Annotated in this window: 14 protein-coding genes and 2 pseudogenes; 5 read left to right on the forward strand and 11 right to left on the reverse strand. The window is 47.7% G+C overall.

Annotated features, from left to right (window positions below; translation table 11 throughout):
- The first annotated feature begins 414 nt into the window (after positions 1 to 414).
- A complete protein-coding gene (locus BM082_RS02480) occupies positions 415 to 2094 on the forward strand; it encodes an Hsp70 family protein (RefSeq protein WP_017016497.1) in 1680 nt (559 codons plus the stop codon).
- Between the two features lie 148 nt (positions 2095 to 2242).
- On the opposite strand, the gene BM082_RS02485 is transcribed toward BM082_RS02480, so the two are convergent.
- The 9 genes and pseudogenes from BM082_RS02485 to BM082_RS02525 all read right to left on the reverse strand — a co-directional run bounded on the left by BM082_RS02485 (position 2243) and on the right by BM082_RS02525 (position 11362).
- Positions 2243 to 2668, reverse strand: a complete 426-nt coding sequence (locus BM082_RS02485; protein WP_017007643.1) for a hypothetical protein — start codon at positions 2666 to 2668, stop codon at positions 2243 to 2245.
- Positions 2669 to 2811: 143 nt separating this feature from the next.
- Positions 2812 to 3918, reverse strand: a complete 1107-nt coding sequence (locus BM082_RS02490) for a hypothetical protein (protein ID WP_017016496.1) — start codon at positions 3916 to 3918, stop codon at positions 2812 to 2814.
- A 114-nt stretch (positions 3919 to 4032) separates the two neighbouring features.
- A complete protein-coding gene (locus tag BM082_RS02495) occupies positions 4033 to 5082 on the reverse strand; it encodes a hypothetical protein (RefSeq protein WP_017007639.1) in 1050 nt (349 codons plus the stop codon).
- Positions 5083 to 5457: 375 nt separating this feature from the next.
- Positions 5458 to 6228: an IclR family transcriptional regulator gene (locus BM082_RS02500; RefSeq protein WP_017007637.1), complete on the reverse strand. Its 771-nt coding sequence runs from the start codon at positions 6226 to 6228 to the stop codon at positions 5458 to 5460.
- Between the two features lie 124 nt (positions 6229 to 6352).
- Positions 6353 to 6553: pseudogene (locus BM082_RS02505) on the reverse strand (hypothetical protein); the annotation flags it as partial.
- Between the two features lie 93 nt (positions 6554 to 6646).
- A complete protein-coding gene (locus BM082_RS02510; RefSeq protein ID WP_229491733.1) occupies positions 6647 to 6826 on the reverse strand; it encodes a hypothetical protein in 180 nt (59 codons plus the stop codon).
- Between the two features lie 111 nt (positions 6827 to 6937).
- A complete protein-coding gene (locus BM082_RS02515) occupies positions 6938 to 7564 on the reverse strand; it encodes a LysE family translocator (protein WP_017007632.1) in 627 nt (208 codons plus the stop codon).
- Positions 7551 to 10517 carry a J domain-containing protein gene (locus BM082_RS02520; RefSeq protein WP_017016495.1) on the reverse strand — a complete coding sequence of 989 codons (2967 nt, stop codon included), beginning with the start codon at positions 10515 to 10517 and terminating at the stop codon, positions 7551 to 7553. The genes BM082_RS02515 and BM082_RS02520 overlap by 14 nt, the downstream gene beginning before the upstream one ends.
- Entirely contained in the window at positions 10514 to 11362 is an 849-nt protein-coding gene (locus BM082_RS02525) for a DUF1266 domain-containing protein (RefSeq protein ID WP_074925159.1), read from the reverse strand. Before BM082_RS02525 ends, BM082_RS02520 begins: the two co-directional genes overlap by 4 nt.
- Positions 11363 to 11857: 495 nt before the next feature.
- Here BM082_RS02525 and BM082_RS02530 point away from each other — a divergent pair, with 495 nt between their 5' ends.
- Positions 11858 to 14866: a methyl-accepting chemotaxis protein gene (locus tag BM082_RS02530; protein WP_017014755.1), complete on the forward strand. Its 3009-nt coding sequence runs from the start codon at positions 11858 to 11860 to the stop codon at positions 14864 to 14866.
- A 188-nt stretch (positions 14867 to 15054) separates the two neighbouring features.
- A pseudogene (locus tag BM082_RS02535) lies at positions 15055 to 15330 on the forward strand (nitrogenase-stabilizing/protective protein NifW).
- Between the two features lie 18 nt (positions 15331 to 15348).
- Here BM082_RS02535 and BM082_RS02540 read toward each other — a convergent pair.
- Entirely contained in the window at positions 15349 to 15771 is a 423-nt protein-coding gene (locus BM082_RS02540) for a MarR family winged helix-turn-helix transcriptional regulator (RefSeq protein ID WP_017014757.1), read from the reverse strand.
- A 123-nt stretch (positions 15772 to 15894) separates the two neighbouring features.
- On the opposite strand from BM082_RS02540, the gene BM082_RS02545 reads away from it, so the two are divergent.
- Entirely contained in the window at positions 15895 to 16125 is a 231-nt protein-coding gene (locus BM082_RS02545) for a hexameric tyrosine-coordinated heme protein (protein WP_017007621.1), read from the forward strand.
- 341 nt (positions 16126 to 16466) lie between these two features.
- Positions 16467 to 17408, forward strand: a complete 942-nt coding sequence (locus BM082_RS02550; RefSeq protein WP_017014758.1) for a 2OG-Fe(II) oxygenase family protein — start codon at positions 16467 to 16469, stop codon at positions 17406 to 17408.
- Positions 17409 to 17567: 159 nt separating this feature from the next.
- Here the strand turns inward: BM082_RS02550 and BM082_RS02555 are convergent, their stop codons facing one another.
- Positions 17568 to 18215 (reverse strand): YdcF family protein, encoded by a 648-nt coding sequence (locus tag BM082_RS02555; protein ID WP_074925161.1) that lies wholly within the window; start codon positions 18213 to 18215, stop codon positions 17568 to 17570.
- Positions 18216 to 18241 lie beyond the last annotated feature (26 nt).

Consider the following 18241-nt stretch of genomic DNA (forward strand, 5'->3'; position numbering starts at 1 on the left):
ATGGGTTCCTGAAGAAATCCAAATTTACGTTAATATCCCACCGCCAAACGCGTCGAATTCAGCGAAGAAAACCATTAAAATAATTACGTAGTAATAGAATGAGCGTTGACGATAAGATCATTTTTTTAAAGTCGCGAATAAATTTATTAATACAAATGATTCATATAAGAGTCATTACTGTCGTATTTTTTTACACTCTTGTTTATTTCTCTATAAAATCACACCATATTTCATTAAATGATGCTCGCGGGAATCCCCCCATGTTTCACTGAAAATCAGGCCTTCTGCGGCAACGCAATGTGTTGCTTTCATGCATTTCTTTGTCTGGCTCTGAAGTCTTGAAATAGGGCATTTCGTCAGTGAGTCTCAACTGTTATTCTCTCGAATTGAGAAGACTTACAATGGACGTAAAAGATGACCAAAAAAGACACACTGGCCATCGGCATTGATTTAGGCACGACGAACAGTGCCATTGCTGTCTGGCGGCAAGGAGAAGCCGAACTCATTCCGAACGTGTTAGGCAAATACCTCACCCCTTCCGTCGTGAGCATTGATGACAATGGGCAAGTTTTAGTGGGCGATGCAGCACATTCCCGCTTGATCACACGCCCGGCGGAAACCGTGGCTGCATTCAAACGCTACATGGGCACCAATAAGACCTTTGAGCTTGGTGAGAACCGCTATACCCCAACGGAACTCTGCGCGCTGATCCTTGGCTCGCTAAAAGCCGATGCGGAAGCCTATCTGGGTGAGCCCATCAGCGAAGTGGTTATTTCTGTGCCTGCGTATTTCAGCGACCAGCAACGTAAGCAAGTCCACCTTGCTGCTGAGCTAGCGGATTTGATAGCAGTTCGTCTTATCAACGAGCCGACTGCCGCGTGCCTTGCCTACAGCCTTCATGAATCCCATGAACGTCGCTTTCTGGTGTTTGATTTGGGCGGCGGCACATTTGATGTCACTGTGGTGGAACACCAAGATGGGTTCGTGGATGTGCGTGCTTCTGCTGGGGATAACCGTCTCGGCGGCGAAGATTTCACACAAAAACTTACTGATCATGTCATTGATAACGTTAAAACAGACGACGGCGAATTGGCATTAGCTGACATTGCCAAAATCTTTAGTGCGTGCGAACAAGCAAAGAAATCCAACGATGCCGATTTCGTCATTTCTCTTCCCGAACCTTTCGCAAAATCTGTTTCACTCACTCAACACCAGCTTGATGAGATCTGGAAAAGCACCCTATTACGTTTGTCGCAACCATTGCGCCAAGCATTAAGTGATGCGCGCATCAGCCCAAGCGACATTGATGAACTGATTTTTGTCGGCGGCGCAACCCGCCTGCGCCATGTTCAACAACTTGCCACACGTTTGATTGGTCGATTCGGTAAGATCACGCTCGACCCTGATTTGGTGGTTGCGATGGGCGCAGCAACACAAGCGGCATGTCGTTTACGTGACGAAGCCGTAGAAGAAATCGTATTGACGGATGTGTCGCCTTTCAGCTTAGGCATTGCGTCCAGCCGCAATGGTCAATCCGGAGTGTTCAGCCCTATCATTGAACGCAATACCGTGATCCCAACATCCCGCGAGGAACGGTTTTATACCACCAGCGACAAGCAAGATTCTGTTCGCATTGCGGTGTACCAAGGGGAGCGTTTTTGGGTACGTGAAAACATCTTCATCAATGAGTTTGAAGTCGAGGTGCCTGAGAACCACGCCGGGGAAGAAGCCATTGATGTGCGGTTTAGCTATGACATTAATGGTTTGCTTGAAGTGGATGTTACCGTGGTCTCAAACAAGCAAACCACGCAGAAAGTCATCGATCGGACGCCTATCGGCATGAGCGACGACGACAAAGCCGCAAGCCGTGAGCGTTTGGCAAAGTTGAAGGTTCACCCTCGCGAAAAACTCCCCAACATTGCGTTGTCAGAAAAGCTCAACCGCCTCTATGAAGAAAAGCTCGCGGAAGAACGTCACCTTGTAGAGCAACTGATCCTTCACTTTACACACGCACTCGATAGCCAAGATGAACGAGTGATCAACGAAGCGAGAAACGATGTGGATGCGCAGCTAAAGAGCCTTGGTTTTCAATAGCGGAGCTCAGCAACAAATAACATTCTCGGGTCACGCCAGCGAATAGCCATCGAGCATAATCAGGTTGAGAAGAGGTGAGCCATGCTTATCTTTTCTCAGTCTTACCCCGCCCCCAATGTTGTAATACTTCCTTTTTAACAGTCACAAATTACGCATATTCAGGGATCGCGTCGAGATCAGGCGCGATGAACGTATGACGCGCTTCCTCTGAGAATAAGCGCGCCTTAGTGTAATGCGTCATCATGATTTGACTATCAAGTAGCTGTGGATTCAGATCAATGAACATATCGGCGTTGTCGCATGTGTCTGTGTGGTGCATGAAATGATTCACCGCAAGCAACCATGCCTTGGTCAGCGTTTCATGGTATTTCGCGGAAGGTGCGATATCGTTAAATTGCAAAAGACCAACAAGCGCTTTTCTTAACAAGTTGTTCGATGACTCGGTATCGTTATCCACAAAGTAGGCATAGGCCAATCGCACATGTGCGCGATGGTTGAAATCCTCCACTGGAAATGAACATTCTTCAACGCTTGCAACGAAAGCGATATCTGTGTGTAAGAGTGAATGTGTCATGGGTATGTACTCCTTCCTACTGTTCATGACCTTGAATAACGTCACACAAGGTGTGAAAGCATTATCAACCCGTCACCTTTAGACGGGTCAATGGGGGAAGAGCAGGAAGAGCAGAAGAAGCAGAAACTAGAAACTAGAAACGCTTATGCTTCTCCCGCCAGTTGCTTGAGGAACTCGAGCTTTTGCCGTTCTTGTTCTGATGGCTGGTAAGGATCGCTCGAGAGTGCGTCATTGTTTAGCTCGCCCAAATCCAAAACCGGTAAATCACTCATGCCGTAACTCGCTTCTTCGCCGGGTCTGCCGGACATGCGCTCTAACTGAATATTTTTAAGCTGGTAGGTTTCTTTGCCGCTGTTCAATACCGACTTATGAACCTTGAGAATGATCTCACCATCCCCTTCCCCTAAACGGGTTTTCTGTGTGAGCACAGCAACGGGAGAGCCATCTTCTTTGAACAGATTCGCACGTAAACGGTAAACCCCTTTCTCAGTGGCATCAATATCAACAGGAATCACCCAATCCGTCCCATCGGCATAGGCAGGTTGGTGGCCGACGACTTTCGCCACAGGGTTTTGGTAACCAAAGTCTGTGGTGAGTATTTCTTCACCGCCACTGGATGACCCTTTGTTTGAAAACAAGGCCGTCACCTTCAAACGCACTTGTTGTGGCCAATCAGTCTCACCTTTAATTTGCGCTTGGTTGCTGTCGCTCTCTCCCGTTGCCAATACCTCTTTCGAGTCAATGTTAATCACCTCGTAACGGAGTGATTGCACGGGCAACGAACTGCGCACTTTGAATGGCACTGCGTCTGGGTAGAAGAATCGATATTGGTCCAACACGATACTGGCAGAATGGTTGCCGCCGAGGATCGGCATTTCCACTTCACTGAAAGCATTGGGTGTGAGGTATGGGCTACTCGCATCAGCAATCGGCTGAGAATAGCTTGGATAATACAATTCTTGCTCGAAAGTATGGGCAATTTGGGAAAGCTGTGCCGTGATTGCTTGGGGCATGTCTACCCGCATTTCTTCTGCAGAAACCGCGATGGGCGGCTCAACGCGCTGCTCTACCGTCTTCTTTGGCACTGCAGCAACGAACATTGGCTCACTCGACGGGGATGCCATCGATGGTGCGTTGTCGACAGGCTTGTCTTTTGCGGCGCTAGGTGCATCGTCTGTCCAATAAACCACCGTGATAAAACCTGCCAACACGCATGCGCAAATCAACACGGGCAACACTTTTCTATCCATCGCATCTCGCCTGTATGTGTAGAAACCTGTAATGGCAAAAAAGAGCGGAAAGGCAGGAGGCACAGATCTCCTACCTTTACTCACCGCTCTCGGATTTCATTTAACCACAAACACTCAGAGCAGATCTGAGACCAGCTCCGACATGGTGGCGTTTTGTGAGCCATCTACGTAACGGAACGTCGCCCAGTTCCACCAAGACCAAGAGTCAGAGGTGTTAACTGACACCGTTTGTCCGTTGCCAAGTGAGATTGCGCTGTCTGCGGCCGTCACTTTACCTTGGTGACTGTTGCCAATCAGCTCACCATGTCCGTATCCATCACCCATCAACATTGGGTAGTGCTGCGGCATAAAGCTCGACACACCGCGAGATTGGTTGGCGACCTTGCCATCAAACGCGACAGAACGAGAACAGCTGTTGAAATCTCCAGCAGTGCTCGCACCACACGATGAATGAGCTGAGACTACGCCATCATCATGCCCTGGTAAGAATGGCGAGGTCACACCAAAGTATTCGCTGTCATCCCCCACAAAGCGCACACGAGGAACGCGTGCATCAGGGAAAGGCGCTATTTGCCGAGCATTGGAGATTTTTAGATCGTTTAATACACCAGTGTTCTCACTGTTTGGTATTTCTCCCATCCACAAAGAGAGGGCCAATCTTAGCGTTGCGTTTAAAACACCGCCGCCTTCTGCAACATTAACGGCTAAATCTGCCAATTCAGATCCACCACCTGCTCCAGCAAAATCAAACGTGGAGATAATATTTAAAGGCTGTAAACCTTCGTTTAAAAGCCAGTTTTCTTGATTATCTAAAATATAACGTGTAACCAAGTCACCTGTTGAGTGCGTGACAAATATACAACCGTTCGCGCAAGTATTATTTTGAGAGAGTTGTTTTAATTTAGGCCAAATATAATCACTGGATATTTTACCTGCAATCCGTTCCTGCGAAGGCCAATCAATTCGTTCATCCGCTCGGGCTAACCAGAACTCTTCCCAGTATGCTTCACCATCGGCACGAACGCCGTCCGCATTGGGTTGAGAGGCTAATTGCCCTGGCTGTAAGCCATGAACGAGTACCACGGGATGATTGCCAATTGCAGCAAAAGTAGAGAATGAAAAGGTCGCTGCCGCGAGTGACAACATGGGTAATAATTTACGCATTTCAAACCACCTCCTTTATTGGGTTTAAATAGCGTAGTGGAGATGATTAACCGTAACAATCCGTTAACATCGATCTCGCTCGCGTTAACAATTAAAAAACGACACCAAATTAGCATTCTTATGATTACTTATTATTCATTACCATTTGTGAGACGTTTTGATATCAAGATTGTAAATTGTCACAATGAAACTTATCTCGTAATAAATGGAGGTTGACACTCACTATTAATATTTCGATCAACACAATCAGTTATTAATACAGACAACATTTGAAATAATGGACAAGACACATTTCACTGGGCATAAAAAAGCGCATGTGGTTTCCCGTCATGCGCTTTTTTAGCTGAGAGTTTGGCTCAGATCGGCAAGACCAACCTACATGCCTTGGTTCATCAAGTCTTCCAACTTGGCCGCGGCTTCACGAAGTTGCGGTTCACATTGCAGCAAATCATCAAGGGATTTGCGAATAACCGGCGCGTGTGTGAACAAGCAAGCCACTAACCCACCATCGCAATTATTGATGGGTACTGCCACCGCGACCATTCCATCCACAAACTCTTCGTTATCCACCCCTAACCCACTTCGCTCAGTCTGTTTCAGATTTTTTTCAAGCTTCGCGGGGTCAATGATGGTGTTTCTCGTTAACGACGTCAGTTGAAGGTCATTGATCAACCGCTGGCGACGACGAGCAGGTAAAGAACTGAGGTACAACTTTCCACTTGCCGTGCACCACACAGGTGTATTGCTGCCAACAAGTAAGCTGATTTGAAGTGGCCAATTGGCTTGCACACGATCGTAGTAAATCATGTCTTTACCATTGGGAATGGAAATCCCGCAAGTTTCACCAACGAGATCAGAAAGGTGCTGCAAGATGGCTTGGCGATTCGCCTTAAAGCGCGTGCTGTGGAGTACACCCATCGCAACATCGTGCAAACGCGATCCGGGCACCAGCTGGCCACGCATATCCGTTTGCAGAAACCCATCACGCTCTAACTGCTGAAGTAAGCGATGAATACTTGGTTTAGGTATGTCTAGCTCAATGGCGAGCTCTGCGGGACTGGGGGGACGCTCAGCACGAGAAACCGCTTCAACGATTTCTAATACCCGAAGAATCGATGATCCTTTTTCCCTTTTTTGATCCGTCATCCTATGACCCGTGAGACCAATTTCAATGCACGAATTATAGGCCAAGCATGCGGTAAACCGGAGCCTGTAGGCGCTCCAGACACGCAAATAGTGAAACGAATTACGGTTTTGTGCGAGCTATCTACTATTTCATCGTTGGCATAGAGAAAGTGATACTTTCTCTTACGGTCATAGAAGGCCAACGTTGTGTGATGGTTTTCCGGCGCGTATAGAAACGCACACCGTCAGGTCCATACGCACTCAAGTCACCAAAGAAGGAGCGTTTCCATCCGCCGAAGCTTTGATACGTCACGGGAACCGGCAGTGGTACGTTGATGCCCACCACGTCTGCGCCATCGTCTTCCGCGCTGGTAATCAAACTGAGAATGCACTTTTGTGCGCCTCAGTGATCACTGGCCCGAAATCGTTGCTTTCATCTTCAAACGCACCCACTATCAGGAACGCGCGGGTTATTCCCCATGGCGCGTGTGCACTCGGTATAACGCTCTGCCGCGGCAGGAATGGAATAGGCTGAAGCATTTGAGAAGGCAATGCCTGCAAGGGTTGCGCCTAACACCATATCTTCACGGGCTTTTCTGTTTTTTGGTTCCTTGCACACAGAAATCGCAAAAAAACAGAGAAACAAAAAGCCCCGCATGATCGCGAGGCTTTGACGGTTCTTGACGCCAACTAAGACGTACCTTTTGACGTTATGGGAACAAACCTTGGCTTATTGGCGTTCCGTTAGGGCCAATTTAAGGCCCAACGCAGCAAAGCTACCGGCGAAGATTTTCTGCATCCAATCCATTTTCTTTTCAGAATGGATAACAAGATGCCGAATGCTCGTCGCCAACAATCCGTAGGCTAAAAACACCACAAAGGTCATCACCATAAAGATTGCGCCAAGCAAAAGCATATTCAGCCCAGGGTTCGCCACACTTGCTGGCACAAATTGAGGAAGAAAGGCCAAAAAGAAAATGGTCAATTTAGGGTTCAATATGTTCACCAAACACCCTCTAACCGCGATACGCCACAAGCTCTTTTGATTGTCCTCCGATTGGCTTTCGTCAAAAGACAATGCACTGCTTGAACGCCACATTTGCCACGCAAGGAAAAGAAGATATGCAACCCCTGCATATTTAACAAACTGAAAAGCCAGCGCGCTGGTATGCATGACAATGGCGAGTCCCATGACACTCGCCAACATCGCGGGAACAATGCCGACAGTACAACCCATTGCAGCCATCAAACTGGCTCTTGACCCCATCATTAGGCCGGATGCGACGGTATATAACACACCAGTTCCGGGAATGAGCACCACAACAAAACAGGTGATGAGAAACTCAAGACTGACCATGGTTTTTCTCCTCCTTATCCATAGGCGTAGATGCTTTTCTTTCTTTGGTTTTTGGATCTTTAAAACCAAGAATGGCGCGCAAGTTAATGGCTTTTTCTTTAACCACTTTCTTCTCCCATTTGCCATTCGCATACAACTTAGAAAGCCCTGACGCGGAGAAAAAATGGGCAAAAATATTGACCGCAGCCAAGAACACTGACTTCAGAAAAAGCGCAGCGACAAACGTAAACATCGCATAGATCGCGTATTTTTTCTTGTTCGCGTTTGAGAGCATCGGGCGAGAAATTTGCCACACCACTGACGCATTGATGGCAAACATCCCGATCATTAACAACTCCATCGCCATTTCTTGTTTCGTAGCAAACGATGAAAACTCGACATCCTGCAGGGTCGCAGGAAAGACAACAAGCCATGCTAACAAAAAGAAAAACACTAACCATTTCAGCTTGCCACGGCTAAAGGTAGGAATGTCTTTCCCTTTTTCGGCCAAGTCTTTGTCCAACTGCCGTTGATACATTGCATCCAGCTGTGCAATCGCAATGTCCGTGGTGTCTTGTTGAAGCGAGGTTTGCCCTTTTCGGGCATCCGACAGCATTTTTACCGGCGATAAGTCATAGCCTTTCTCATCCAGGCCAAGGTGAAGTTGCGTCAACAAATTACACATAGGGTAATGAAAGGCTTTTGCTTCATCGATGGGTGAGTTTTCAGCGAGTTCTGCCGGCGACGTAAACCATTCCCTGTTATTGGTGAGCATTGCATGCAGAAACTCTGGGTTCGAATACTCGTAATAGTCTTTGGTGAGTTTCTTGTCTTCTCTGAGTTCCAACAAACGCTGTTGTTGCCAATCGACCACGGCGATAATCTGAGGGCGTCTAGGAATGGCAGCAGCGGCCAGATTCCAGAACACCACGGCTTCATCAAAATGTGCATGTCCAAGTATACGAGACAACGCAACCATCGCCGTCACATCACCGTCAAGTGCCATCATCATCAACGCATCTTGTTCGAAGGTGCGCGTTAATAGCCCCACTTGATTGTCGACAATCATTCGAAAAACAAACTGATCCGGAAACGCATCTAATCCATCCAATGACTCCGGTAAATAGGTCTCTGCATACGTTGCGAACGGCAGTAGCTGCGCCAACGGATTTTGTTGCTGGTGGTCAGGTAACGGTTGAATGGCATTTGTTATCTGGTGTTTGTCTGCGCCCCCTCTTCCGAGATGAGAATAGAAGAACAACATCCAGTCAAACACACCTTCAAAGCGTTCCCGACCATAGCTTGATGCCATCGAATAATCAGGGTTCACTGAACGGTAGAAACACAAAGAGTCGGCGAAAGCGGGATACACAGAGCGTTCGCGTATTTCATCTGACACCAAAATCGCGGCTTCTTCTAATTGGCGAAACCATACATCTGAAATAAGTGGGTGGCGACGAACACACTCAAGCCACTCTTCTTTCGACAAAGAGCTGACCTCTTCAAGCGTTAACGCGTCGGTATTCAAGAAGGCATCGGTTTCGTAACTCGCAAGTTTTAGCCGCAAGGTATCGCACCCAGGCTGCGCCGCCAGTGTTTGCTCTATCCATTTCGCGGTGAGGCGAAGTGCAAAGATTTCTCGATCATCGGTGTTTGTGTTGTACTCGCCGTGCTCAAGCACAGAATGCAGTTGTACTTTTAAAGAAGACATCCATGCATAACTGCCTGAGTTCGCAGCCCATAGCGCCTGAATCAATAACGCACTCAGCCCATCGGTTCCTGCAAAATCGAGACGATGATTGATGCTTGGGATATCGCGCCCCGTCAGCTGTCCGTATACCCAGTCAAACAAACGTTTCTCATTGCCCTCTTCAGGTGCTGGGAACAAACGTCGCTCTGTTCGCCAATACACCAATGGAAGTGGTTGCCATTGTTGTTGAAGAAAGGCAAAGCAAACCGCCAGCATGCTGTCTTGGCGAAGGGTGTTGAAATACTGTGTTTCTGCCGCATCGGCGTAAGCCCCTCGGCTGATAAATCGTTCAGTGACCTTGAGAACAACATCGGACCTGCCTAGCTTCAAGGCGATTTCTGCGATCACTTGCAGTTGCTCAATCCCGAGCTCATCCAATGATTGTTCCGACAAGGTGTCGAGCATCAACGCTGTGACCGATTCAGGGTATGCGCGACAAGCGATAAAGGCTTGCAGCAATGACACCATGAAAGCGGGTTTTGGGATCATATTGGTAACGGTTGGCTGACGCAGTAAATACTGCATCGCATCTGTCTGGGCGCGTCCAAACGCGATGCTAAAGGGCCGCAGAAAACTCAGTGTCGCACGTTGTTCTGCATCGGAAAGATCGGCAATGTCTTCCATCGGGATCCAAAGCGCTTGTTGACGCCAATCATCCAGGTACTCACCGATTTCAGTTTGTTTTTCCGTTCCCGTCAGTAAAAGGTTCCATCCCAGACCTTTCCAGAGCACGTCGATAATTTCACCCGGTATCCAGTGACGAGCAGCGACGACATTCACGACCGCATTGGAAATGATTTCTTGCTCATCAATCGGCAACAGTTGCGATTTTTCCACCCACGCTTCCCATACATTGGGCACGAAACGTGTTGAGGCATCGTCAAAGATTTGAAGGCATTCCGTGACAAGTGGATGTTCATCTTCCTCGCTGGTCGCCGTATCGTTGTTTGTTGCCGCGTCCACATTTTCTGGCGCATCTCCTTGTGCATTCCCAGATGCATTCCTCTGAGAATCGACAGGGTTATTCGCGGCGTCTTGATCACCACCATCAACAGAACCGCCCTCTTTAAGAAACGCCAACACACTTTCGTAGGCTTCACGAACCCGTTTAAACCCTTCAGGATCGTCCTCTGGGTGATGTTGACGTAACTTGATGCGATACGCTTTTTTGATAGCAGGTTCATCATGGGTGGGTTCGATGCCCAAGGTTTCCCACATGCTCATTTCTCATCCTCCGCGATTTCATTCAAAATCGCCGTGAGGGATTCAGGTGGTTCCATCAATGGCAGTGCGGTATCCCATGCAAGCGCCGGAATAGGCGAATCAGGGTCATTGTCTAATGCTTCGAAAAAGGCACTAAAACCCACGTGGAAGCCGTTACTCAGCAAATAGGGAATGTTGTCGATATCATCATCTTCATCATTGATGTATTCCCAATAATTTCGCCCGAAGATAAAGCTCTGCAAATAGTGATCCCAGCTCGAAAAATAACGCTGAGCTTGTTGGCTTAGATAGTTAAGCAAGAAGGCACACTCTTCCGCCGTGACTTTGCCCACGGCATACCCTGCACGCACTAAAAACGACCCTCGACAGAAATCCCATGCTCGGAAACCGGCACTTCCCACGTGACGATACACCACGTCGAGATAACGCATTTCACCTTGCGCGACCTCATTTCCGTTGTTGTTGAGCCTATCTTGCCACTGCTTGGCGGAAACAAAACCACGGCGGTTGAATTCGTATTCCCACATGTTGCCATGCACTTCCCCCATGGCGAGTCGATAGATCATTTGATGCCATTCACGGCGTGTTTCAATGCCCCACGAATCAACAAATTCTGCCGCCCACGCATTGGCGTCTTCGAGGCCGTGGCGCATTTCGAGAATGTCATAGTCCAACGCGCCGCGGTTATAACTGATTTGCGGTGATGTAATGGCAAGCCACCATTGGCAATGCGGCAGTGCCATATCAAATCGATAGAGGCTGGCCGTTCCTTTATTTGGGTTGGAATTGGGGGTGGTGAGATCGGGAGAAGCACCGTGCTGCGGTGAAGTGTGATTATCCGTCATCGTTTCGCTAAGCTCCTTGCTGCGCATGTCTCTATGTTTTCGACGTAGAGCAACTATTTTTTCAATTCAGCGTTACACCTGCTAGCCAACAAACTCTCGCTGAAGAACTATCTTGACGTTGTTTGGCTATAGAATGACGTTTCTATTGGAAAATTCACAGAATTGTCCTTACGCCTGCGCCACTTTCCAACAATGGTTCTCATTCTTCAAGCAATTGCATCAGCTTGTCTCTTAGCGGTGCGACGTCATCGCAATACGCGACAACTGGGGAGGGAAATTCCGTCCAATGGTGTTTTTACAAACAGTAAAAAAGGTAGGCAAAACGGCTGAAAAATTCTGTTGACTTCGCAATAGCCTTACGCCCTTCACACCATACTCAACATGTTGCGCTAAAAGAGAAATTTCTTTCTACACTTGTTAGGAGTATTTAGCCCTAAGCACACCGAAAACATAGGATTTTGCGTGTTTAGGCATACATCATTCGCGATAAGGGATATGACTGTGCTGGAAGATTGGAAACGCCAATTCGAAAATTTTGCATTGGTGAAAAAAATGACCATTATTTTGAGTCTGATTGGCCTTATTCCCACAGTGATCACGGCGTTAATCGGACTGTACAGCTCTTCCACATCGCTTGAAGAACAAAAGGTCGAGTCGTTAAAAGCGATTGCGCACCTGAAAAGCGACACCTTAGAAAATTACTTTGAAAACACCGAAACCATCTTACTGAATATCGCCAAAAGCCCGCTCACCATGTCAGCAGCACCCTCGCTCATCAATGCCTTTAAGCTCTATCCTGTTGACGTAGAAGATGAAGCTAGCCGCGCAGAATCGAACGCACAACTCAAAGCATTTTATGACACTAAATTTCTCGCTAAATTGGAAAAAACCGGGGCCAATACCGTCGACACCGATGCGCTCGTTGACGCTATCAGCCAAAAAACAAAAAGCCTTCAACACGCCTATATTTCGGGAAATCATTACCCTCTCGGACAAAAAGACCAGCTAAGAAAAGCGGGCTCGACGGATTACGACTATGCGCACCGCCGCGTTCACGTTAACTTTCGGCAATACGTGAAAGATTTCAATTTGTACGATCTTTTCATTGTCGATCTTTCGTCAGGCGACATTGTTTATTCTGTCTTTAAAGAAATCGATTTTGCTACCAACTTAAAAACGGGGCCGTTTAAAGATTCAGGGTTAGGGGTGGCTTACAAACAATTGTCTGAGAGCATCATTCAAGGGAAACCCCTTGAAACCTTGTTTGTGGACTATCAAAAGTACCTTCCTTCCTACGATTTACCTGCCAGTTTTATTGCCACCCCCATTAACATCCACGGTGTACCCAAAGCCGCATTGATCGTCCAACTGCCCATTGAGAAAATCACACAAGTGATGAGCCGCAATTATGGTTTAGGTGACACTGGAGAATCCTATCTCGTTGGACCAGACAAGCGCTTGCGCTCAGATACCTTCCATGAAGGTGGACTGACAGTCGTGTCGTCTTTCCGTAAGAATAAAACCATCAACACTGATGTGGTGAATAATGCGATTGCGAGTGATGAGAGAGAATCTGAGGTTGGGCTTCATGGTCACAACTATGCCAATGAATCTACGCTCTCCGTTTACCGTAAAGTGCCCGTCGGCAATGCGGAGTGGTTAATCGTTGTTGAGCAAAAAACCACGGAGGCACTCTCAGCAATTTATTCACTCGGTCTGATCTATTTGCTCGTGGTGATCGTGCTGCTTTCGTCGGTTTTGTTTGTTTCCAAGACGTTTGGTCGCCTTATTTCTCGCCCTATTCAAGATCTCTCCCATTTCATTCTTTCATTGCGTGAACATTGGCGTTTCTCTGAACGCGCGCAAGTGCACAGCAAAGATGAAACAGGACAAGCTGCCGATGCGTTGAACACCATGCTAGGCTCACTGAATGATGCCGTTCGTGACATTTCATCCACCATGGACAGCCTGGCTAAGGGGGATTTCTCACAACGCGTCACCTCCGATCTCACTGGCGATTTGCAGGTAATTAAAACCAGTATCAATGAATCCGCGCAAGAACTCGACACCACGGTAAAAGACATTGGTGAGGTGATGTCCCATATCAAACAGGGGGATTTCAGACACCGTGTGACGTCCAACGCCAGCGGGCAATTAGAGGCACTAAAAGATCAAGTGAATGATTCCGCCCAAAGCACGGCAGATTTCATTGCCGACACCAAACAAGTGATGACAGCGTTGCAAGTGGGCAACTACAACACGCGCATTACCGCAAATGTGTCTGGTGAATTGGCCGAACTGAAAGCGGCTATCAACCAATCTATCGTGAACAGCGAATCGGTGATCAATAACATTTGTAGCGTAATGGCAGCCATGAGCGAAGGGCAATTTGGTCAAACCGTTCATGTAGAAGCCAGTGGTAAACTCAATGAAATGAAGTGCGCGGTGAACACGGCAAGTACATCAACCAACGCCGTCATCGCCAGTATTTCTTCCGTCATGAGCGAAGTATCGGTGGGTAACTTTAGTGCACGCTGTGATACCAACAGTAAAGGGGACTTACTGAACCTAGCCACCGAAGTGAACCGAACCGCTGAAAACCTAGAAACCATTCTTTCGCATACCAGACAGGTACTCAATCACCTCTCTCGCGGTAATTTAACCGAATCTTTCACACTTGATGTCACGGGTGATTACGACACGTTGAAAGAAGGCATCAATCAAACCATGTTGCACCTTGCTAGCATGCTGGAAGAAATTCAAACCTCGGCAACCACAGTGAACGAGCGTTCAGAAGAAACCTATGGCGAAGTGTCTAGTTTAAACACCCAACTCGACGCGCAAGTCAGAGGGCTGAAAGGCGTTTCTTCAATGATGGGAACCATGCAAGACACAATCAATGGCACCCTAACCCACGCCAACGAATCAGTGACAGTGTCACAAAAGGCGTTGGCACACACCAAAGAAAATGAAGTCTTAGTGAGGCAGATTGAAGATGCCATGGTGTCTATTACGGAGTCGAGTAATAAGATGCAGCAAATCATTGGCACCATTGAAGGCATTGCATTCCAAACCAACCTGCTCGCGCTCAATGCCTCTGTTGAAGCCGCGCGTGCTGGCGAACAGGGCAGAGGGTTCTCTGTGGTCGCAAGTGAAGTGCGCGAACTGGCTCAGCGTAGCGCCAATGCCGCCAAGGAAATATCTCTGTTGATCAATGAATCTGATGAGCGTATTACGCGAGGGGCTGCGCAAGTCAATTTGTCTGGGGATTTGCTCAAGAAGATCACGGCATCCAGCAATGAAGTGTGTGCGAACTTCGAAAACGTAAACCAATCGATCCGTACCCAGTTCAACCAGGTCAATGATGTGTCTGCGAGCATCAAAGCGGTTAACGACAACATTCATCAATGCGCACAAATCCTCAACCGTATTAACGACAATATGGACCAAGTTAATGGTCAGGCGGAGAATTTAAACACCATGATCGGGCGTTTTAACTACTGATTTGGCAGGTACATGTGCGTCAATGAATGCGTTTGGATGAATGCGAGTGGATAAATGCGCGTCGCAAGCGCGTATTGCTGCATCCGGAAAGATAAATCAACGAAGGCGCACGGAGATCAAAACGGCATTCATGCCGCGATGGTATGTTGCTTGCCATTCCTCGCGCCTAGAACGTCATAAGACCCGCAATGAGCACCACAGACATTCAACACACGTTATCGAGCTTCACTTGCATCGAGCAGGCACTCGACCATTTCGACATTGGTTACGACAGCCGTTTTATCGACGAATACCGACTGCCGCTGATGAAGAAATTCAATGGGTATCTGATCCTGCAAAAACCTGATGATTGGTTTTAAGCACGCCGCGTATTAAAAAATGCGTACTGCAATATTCAACGCTCGCGATTAGATAAACACACACGCCAAGCGTGCAGAGGCTGCACCAGCTGTCAGCGTCGCTGATACTCAGCATAACCAGTATTACTCCGTCTCTACTCCAATCTTTGCGCACAGTGTGATCATCAGATTGGCTTCTTCCGCCGTTAACCCTGTCATGCAGAATACTTTGTCCGTAATGTCTGCACTGTCGTAGGAAAGCTCACGTCCTTCTTGTGTCAATACCACGGACTTTTGACGATCATTGTCAGGCAAGGCTTCACGTCGGATAAGCCCTTTTTGTTCAAGCCGTTTGAGCAAAGGCGTCATTGTCGCTTTACTCAGCGCAGCGCGCTGTGCAAGTTGGCTAATGGACAATGCATCTTCCTTCCAAAGCACCATTAAGACGACAAATTGGGTATACGTCAGCCCCAATGGCTCCAATAACTGTCGATACATACTCGTGACTCTGTTTGACGTTGAATAAAGCGCAAAACACAGTTGTTTATCAATATCTGCAACCGCCACCAAAAAACTCCCAATCAATCGTTGCCGTCTCATTATGGACAAACACGCGATAAAGTCACTCCATTTCGTTGACATATAGTTCGTACACGAACAATATGTGAGCAAACATAAAAAGGAGGCAATATGAGCAATACATGGTTACCAACATTGATCACTGACACCCCAGAAGAGGGATATCAACTCGCGATTAAAATGTCGAGAATGGGCGTTAAGTACACTCAACCGTCTGATGAAGTGAGAGACAAGTTGCGACCTCAATATGCTGAGAGTGCGGACAGTCTCATCGCGGTTTCTCAGGTGGTGGCAACCAACTTTCAAACCGTTGCTGCTGCGAATAACTACTGGAAAGCCTAAACCAAGTTTGTCGCACTGAACCTCTATGCTCAGTGCGCTTTTTTCCGTTATCCCCTCGCATCTTCGCATTACTCTCTCCTCCCTCTAGTTTCTAGTTTCTAGTCTCTAGTCTCTAGTCTCTAGTCTCTAGTCTCTAGTCTCTAGTCTCTAGTCTCTAGTCTCTAGTCTCTAGCCTCTAGCCTCTAGCCTCTAGCCTCTAGCCTCTAGTCTCCCAATTATATAGAAAAGCTAAATTCTGAATCTAAACTCATCCTGTTTATCAACAATTAAAGCTGTAATAGAGTGCATTCGTCGACATCGCTAGCACAAACAATGATTAAAAAATTGCCGGAGAAAGGAAGATGACACATACAGTACTCGTAAAAGAACACACCCAAGGCAGTCAATTGCAGCGTGCTCGTGCATTAGATTTGCCTTCTCAAGAAGCCATGCTGCATCGCGATATGTCTGTGCAACGTTTCTGGGATGAAAACAGAATGCTACTTACCGATGCGTGGAAAGAGTGGGAAGCGTCAGAGAAAGACCCATTGTTCACTATTGATGAAACATTACTCGATGCGAAATTGCGTAACGCCGTTGAACAAGCATGGGAAAACCCAACAACAGAAACGACGGTCGCAGACCTGTGGGAACAAGTGTCGCCGGGCGTTTACCAAGCACAATTCTTCGACCCAGCGCGTCTTGCTGATTTGCGTGATTACTTAGCGCGTGTTGCGAATGCGAACATCCCACTTCGTCCGCCTTACGGCATCGCGCTTAATCGCCACGGTGCAATGCTTGACCAACGCTCAGAAGGGTATTTGGCAGCGCCAAACTTTCAAGCATTCTATAACGCGATCTTAGAGAAATACATGCGCCCTATTGCGCGTTTGCTATTCCCTGAAGTCATGGGGTTTGACACACAAACGTTCGGTTTTTCGATTCAGTATCAACCTGGCATGGACACATCACTGCGCTTACACACTGATGCATCCGCCGCGACAATGAACGTCAATCTGAACTTGCCAGGTGAAGAATACACGGGCTCTGAACTGGATTTGTATGACCCAGCAACACGCAATGTAAAACGTGTGCGTTTCGAGCCCGGTGTGGCGATGATTCACCGTGGCAGTGTTCCACACGCGGCCCATCCGATCACCAGTGGGACACGTACTAATCTTGTATTTTGGTTGTATGGCGATCGCATGAGCATTCCATCGCCAAGGCTACAAGTCCCTGCGATTGATGCACATGATCGTTGGACGGTGCCAGTCGCGGTCAGCGACGCCCTCGCGCCATTCTAAACGGTGAGCGCAAAGTGAATGCATGAGTACGTGAATATAATCAACGGTTAAAACAACACCTCCAACTGGCCGCATGGCAGTTGGAGGTGTTTTATTGGATGGAGAAAAGTGCAAAGATTTAAGCGAGGTCATTTCGCTTTGATTGCCCTGCTCGATGCATTATTTCCATTCCGAAGAGGGTCGCCATTCCTTGACCAAAGCATACGCATCAAGCACCTCTTTCGGGACGTCTTGTTCTATCTGGAAGCCTTGGGCGGGGTACGTTTGGATGCGCTCGAAATCGGCAATCATGGCATCGACGACCATGTCGAAAGGTAAGTCTTCGTTAGGGTAATCAATCAAAGAAACCGCTTGTGATGTGACAAGCACTGATTGGACAGGCTCTGGCCACTGCTTCATAAACGTCGCGAACGCTCGGCGTTCCATGAACGGCTTTTGAACCAACAACAAACGCTGAAAGCTAAGCCCTTTTTCTTTCATCAACGCATAAGACAGCGTGATGTTTTCGCCTGAATTGGTCGCTTTTTTTTCCAATAACAACGCAGATGCTGGCACACCTTCGTCGATCAAAATCTCTGCAAAGGTTTCCGCTTCCGATTTTTCAAATGCGTCTTCCGTAAAGCGCCCTTTCCCGCCTGAAATCATGACATAAGGCGCAAGCCCTTGGTGATAGAGCGCTGCGGCCTGCTCAGCCACGCGAACATCATTGCTGCCGAGCACAAAAATACAATCGCATTGTTCAGGGGTATGCCCAAGGCGATGATAATTCCAAATGGTTTCCAGATGTTGATAGAGGCGATGTGGCATGTGAGATCCTATCGGTAAGCGTTAAT

Origin of the sequence: Enterovibrio norvegicus DSM 15893 (assembly GCF_900115495.1) — a bacterium.
Classification (GTDB): domain Bacteria; phylum Pseudomonadota; class Gammaproteobacteria; order Enterobacterales; family Vibrionaceae; genus Enterovibrio; species Enterovibrio norvegicus.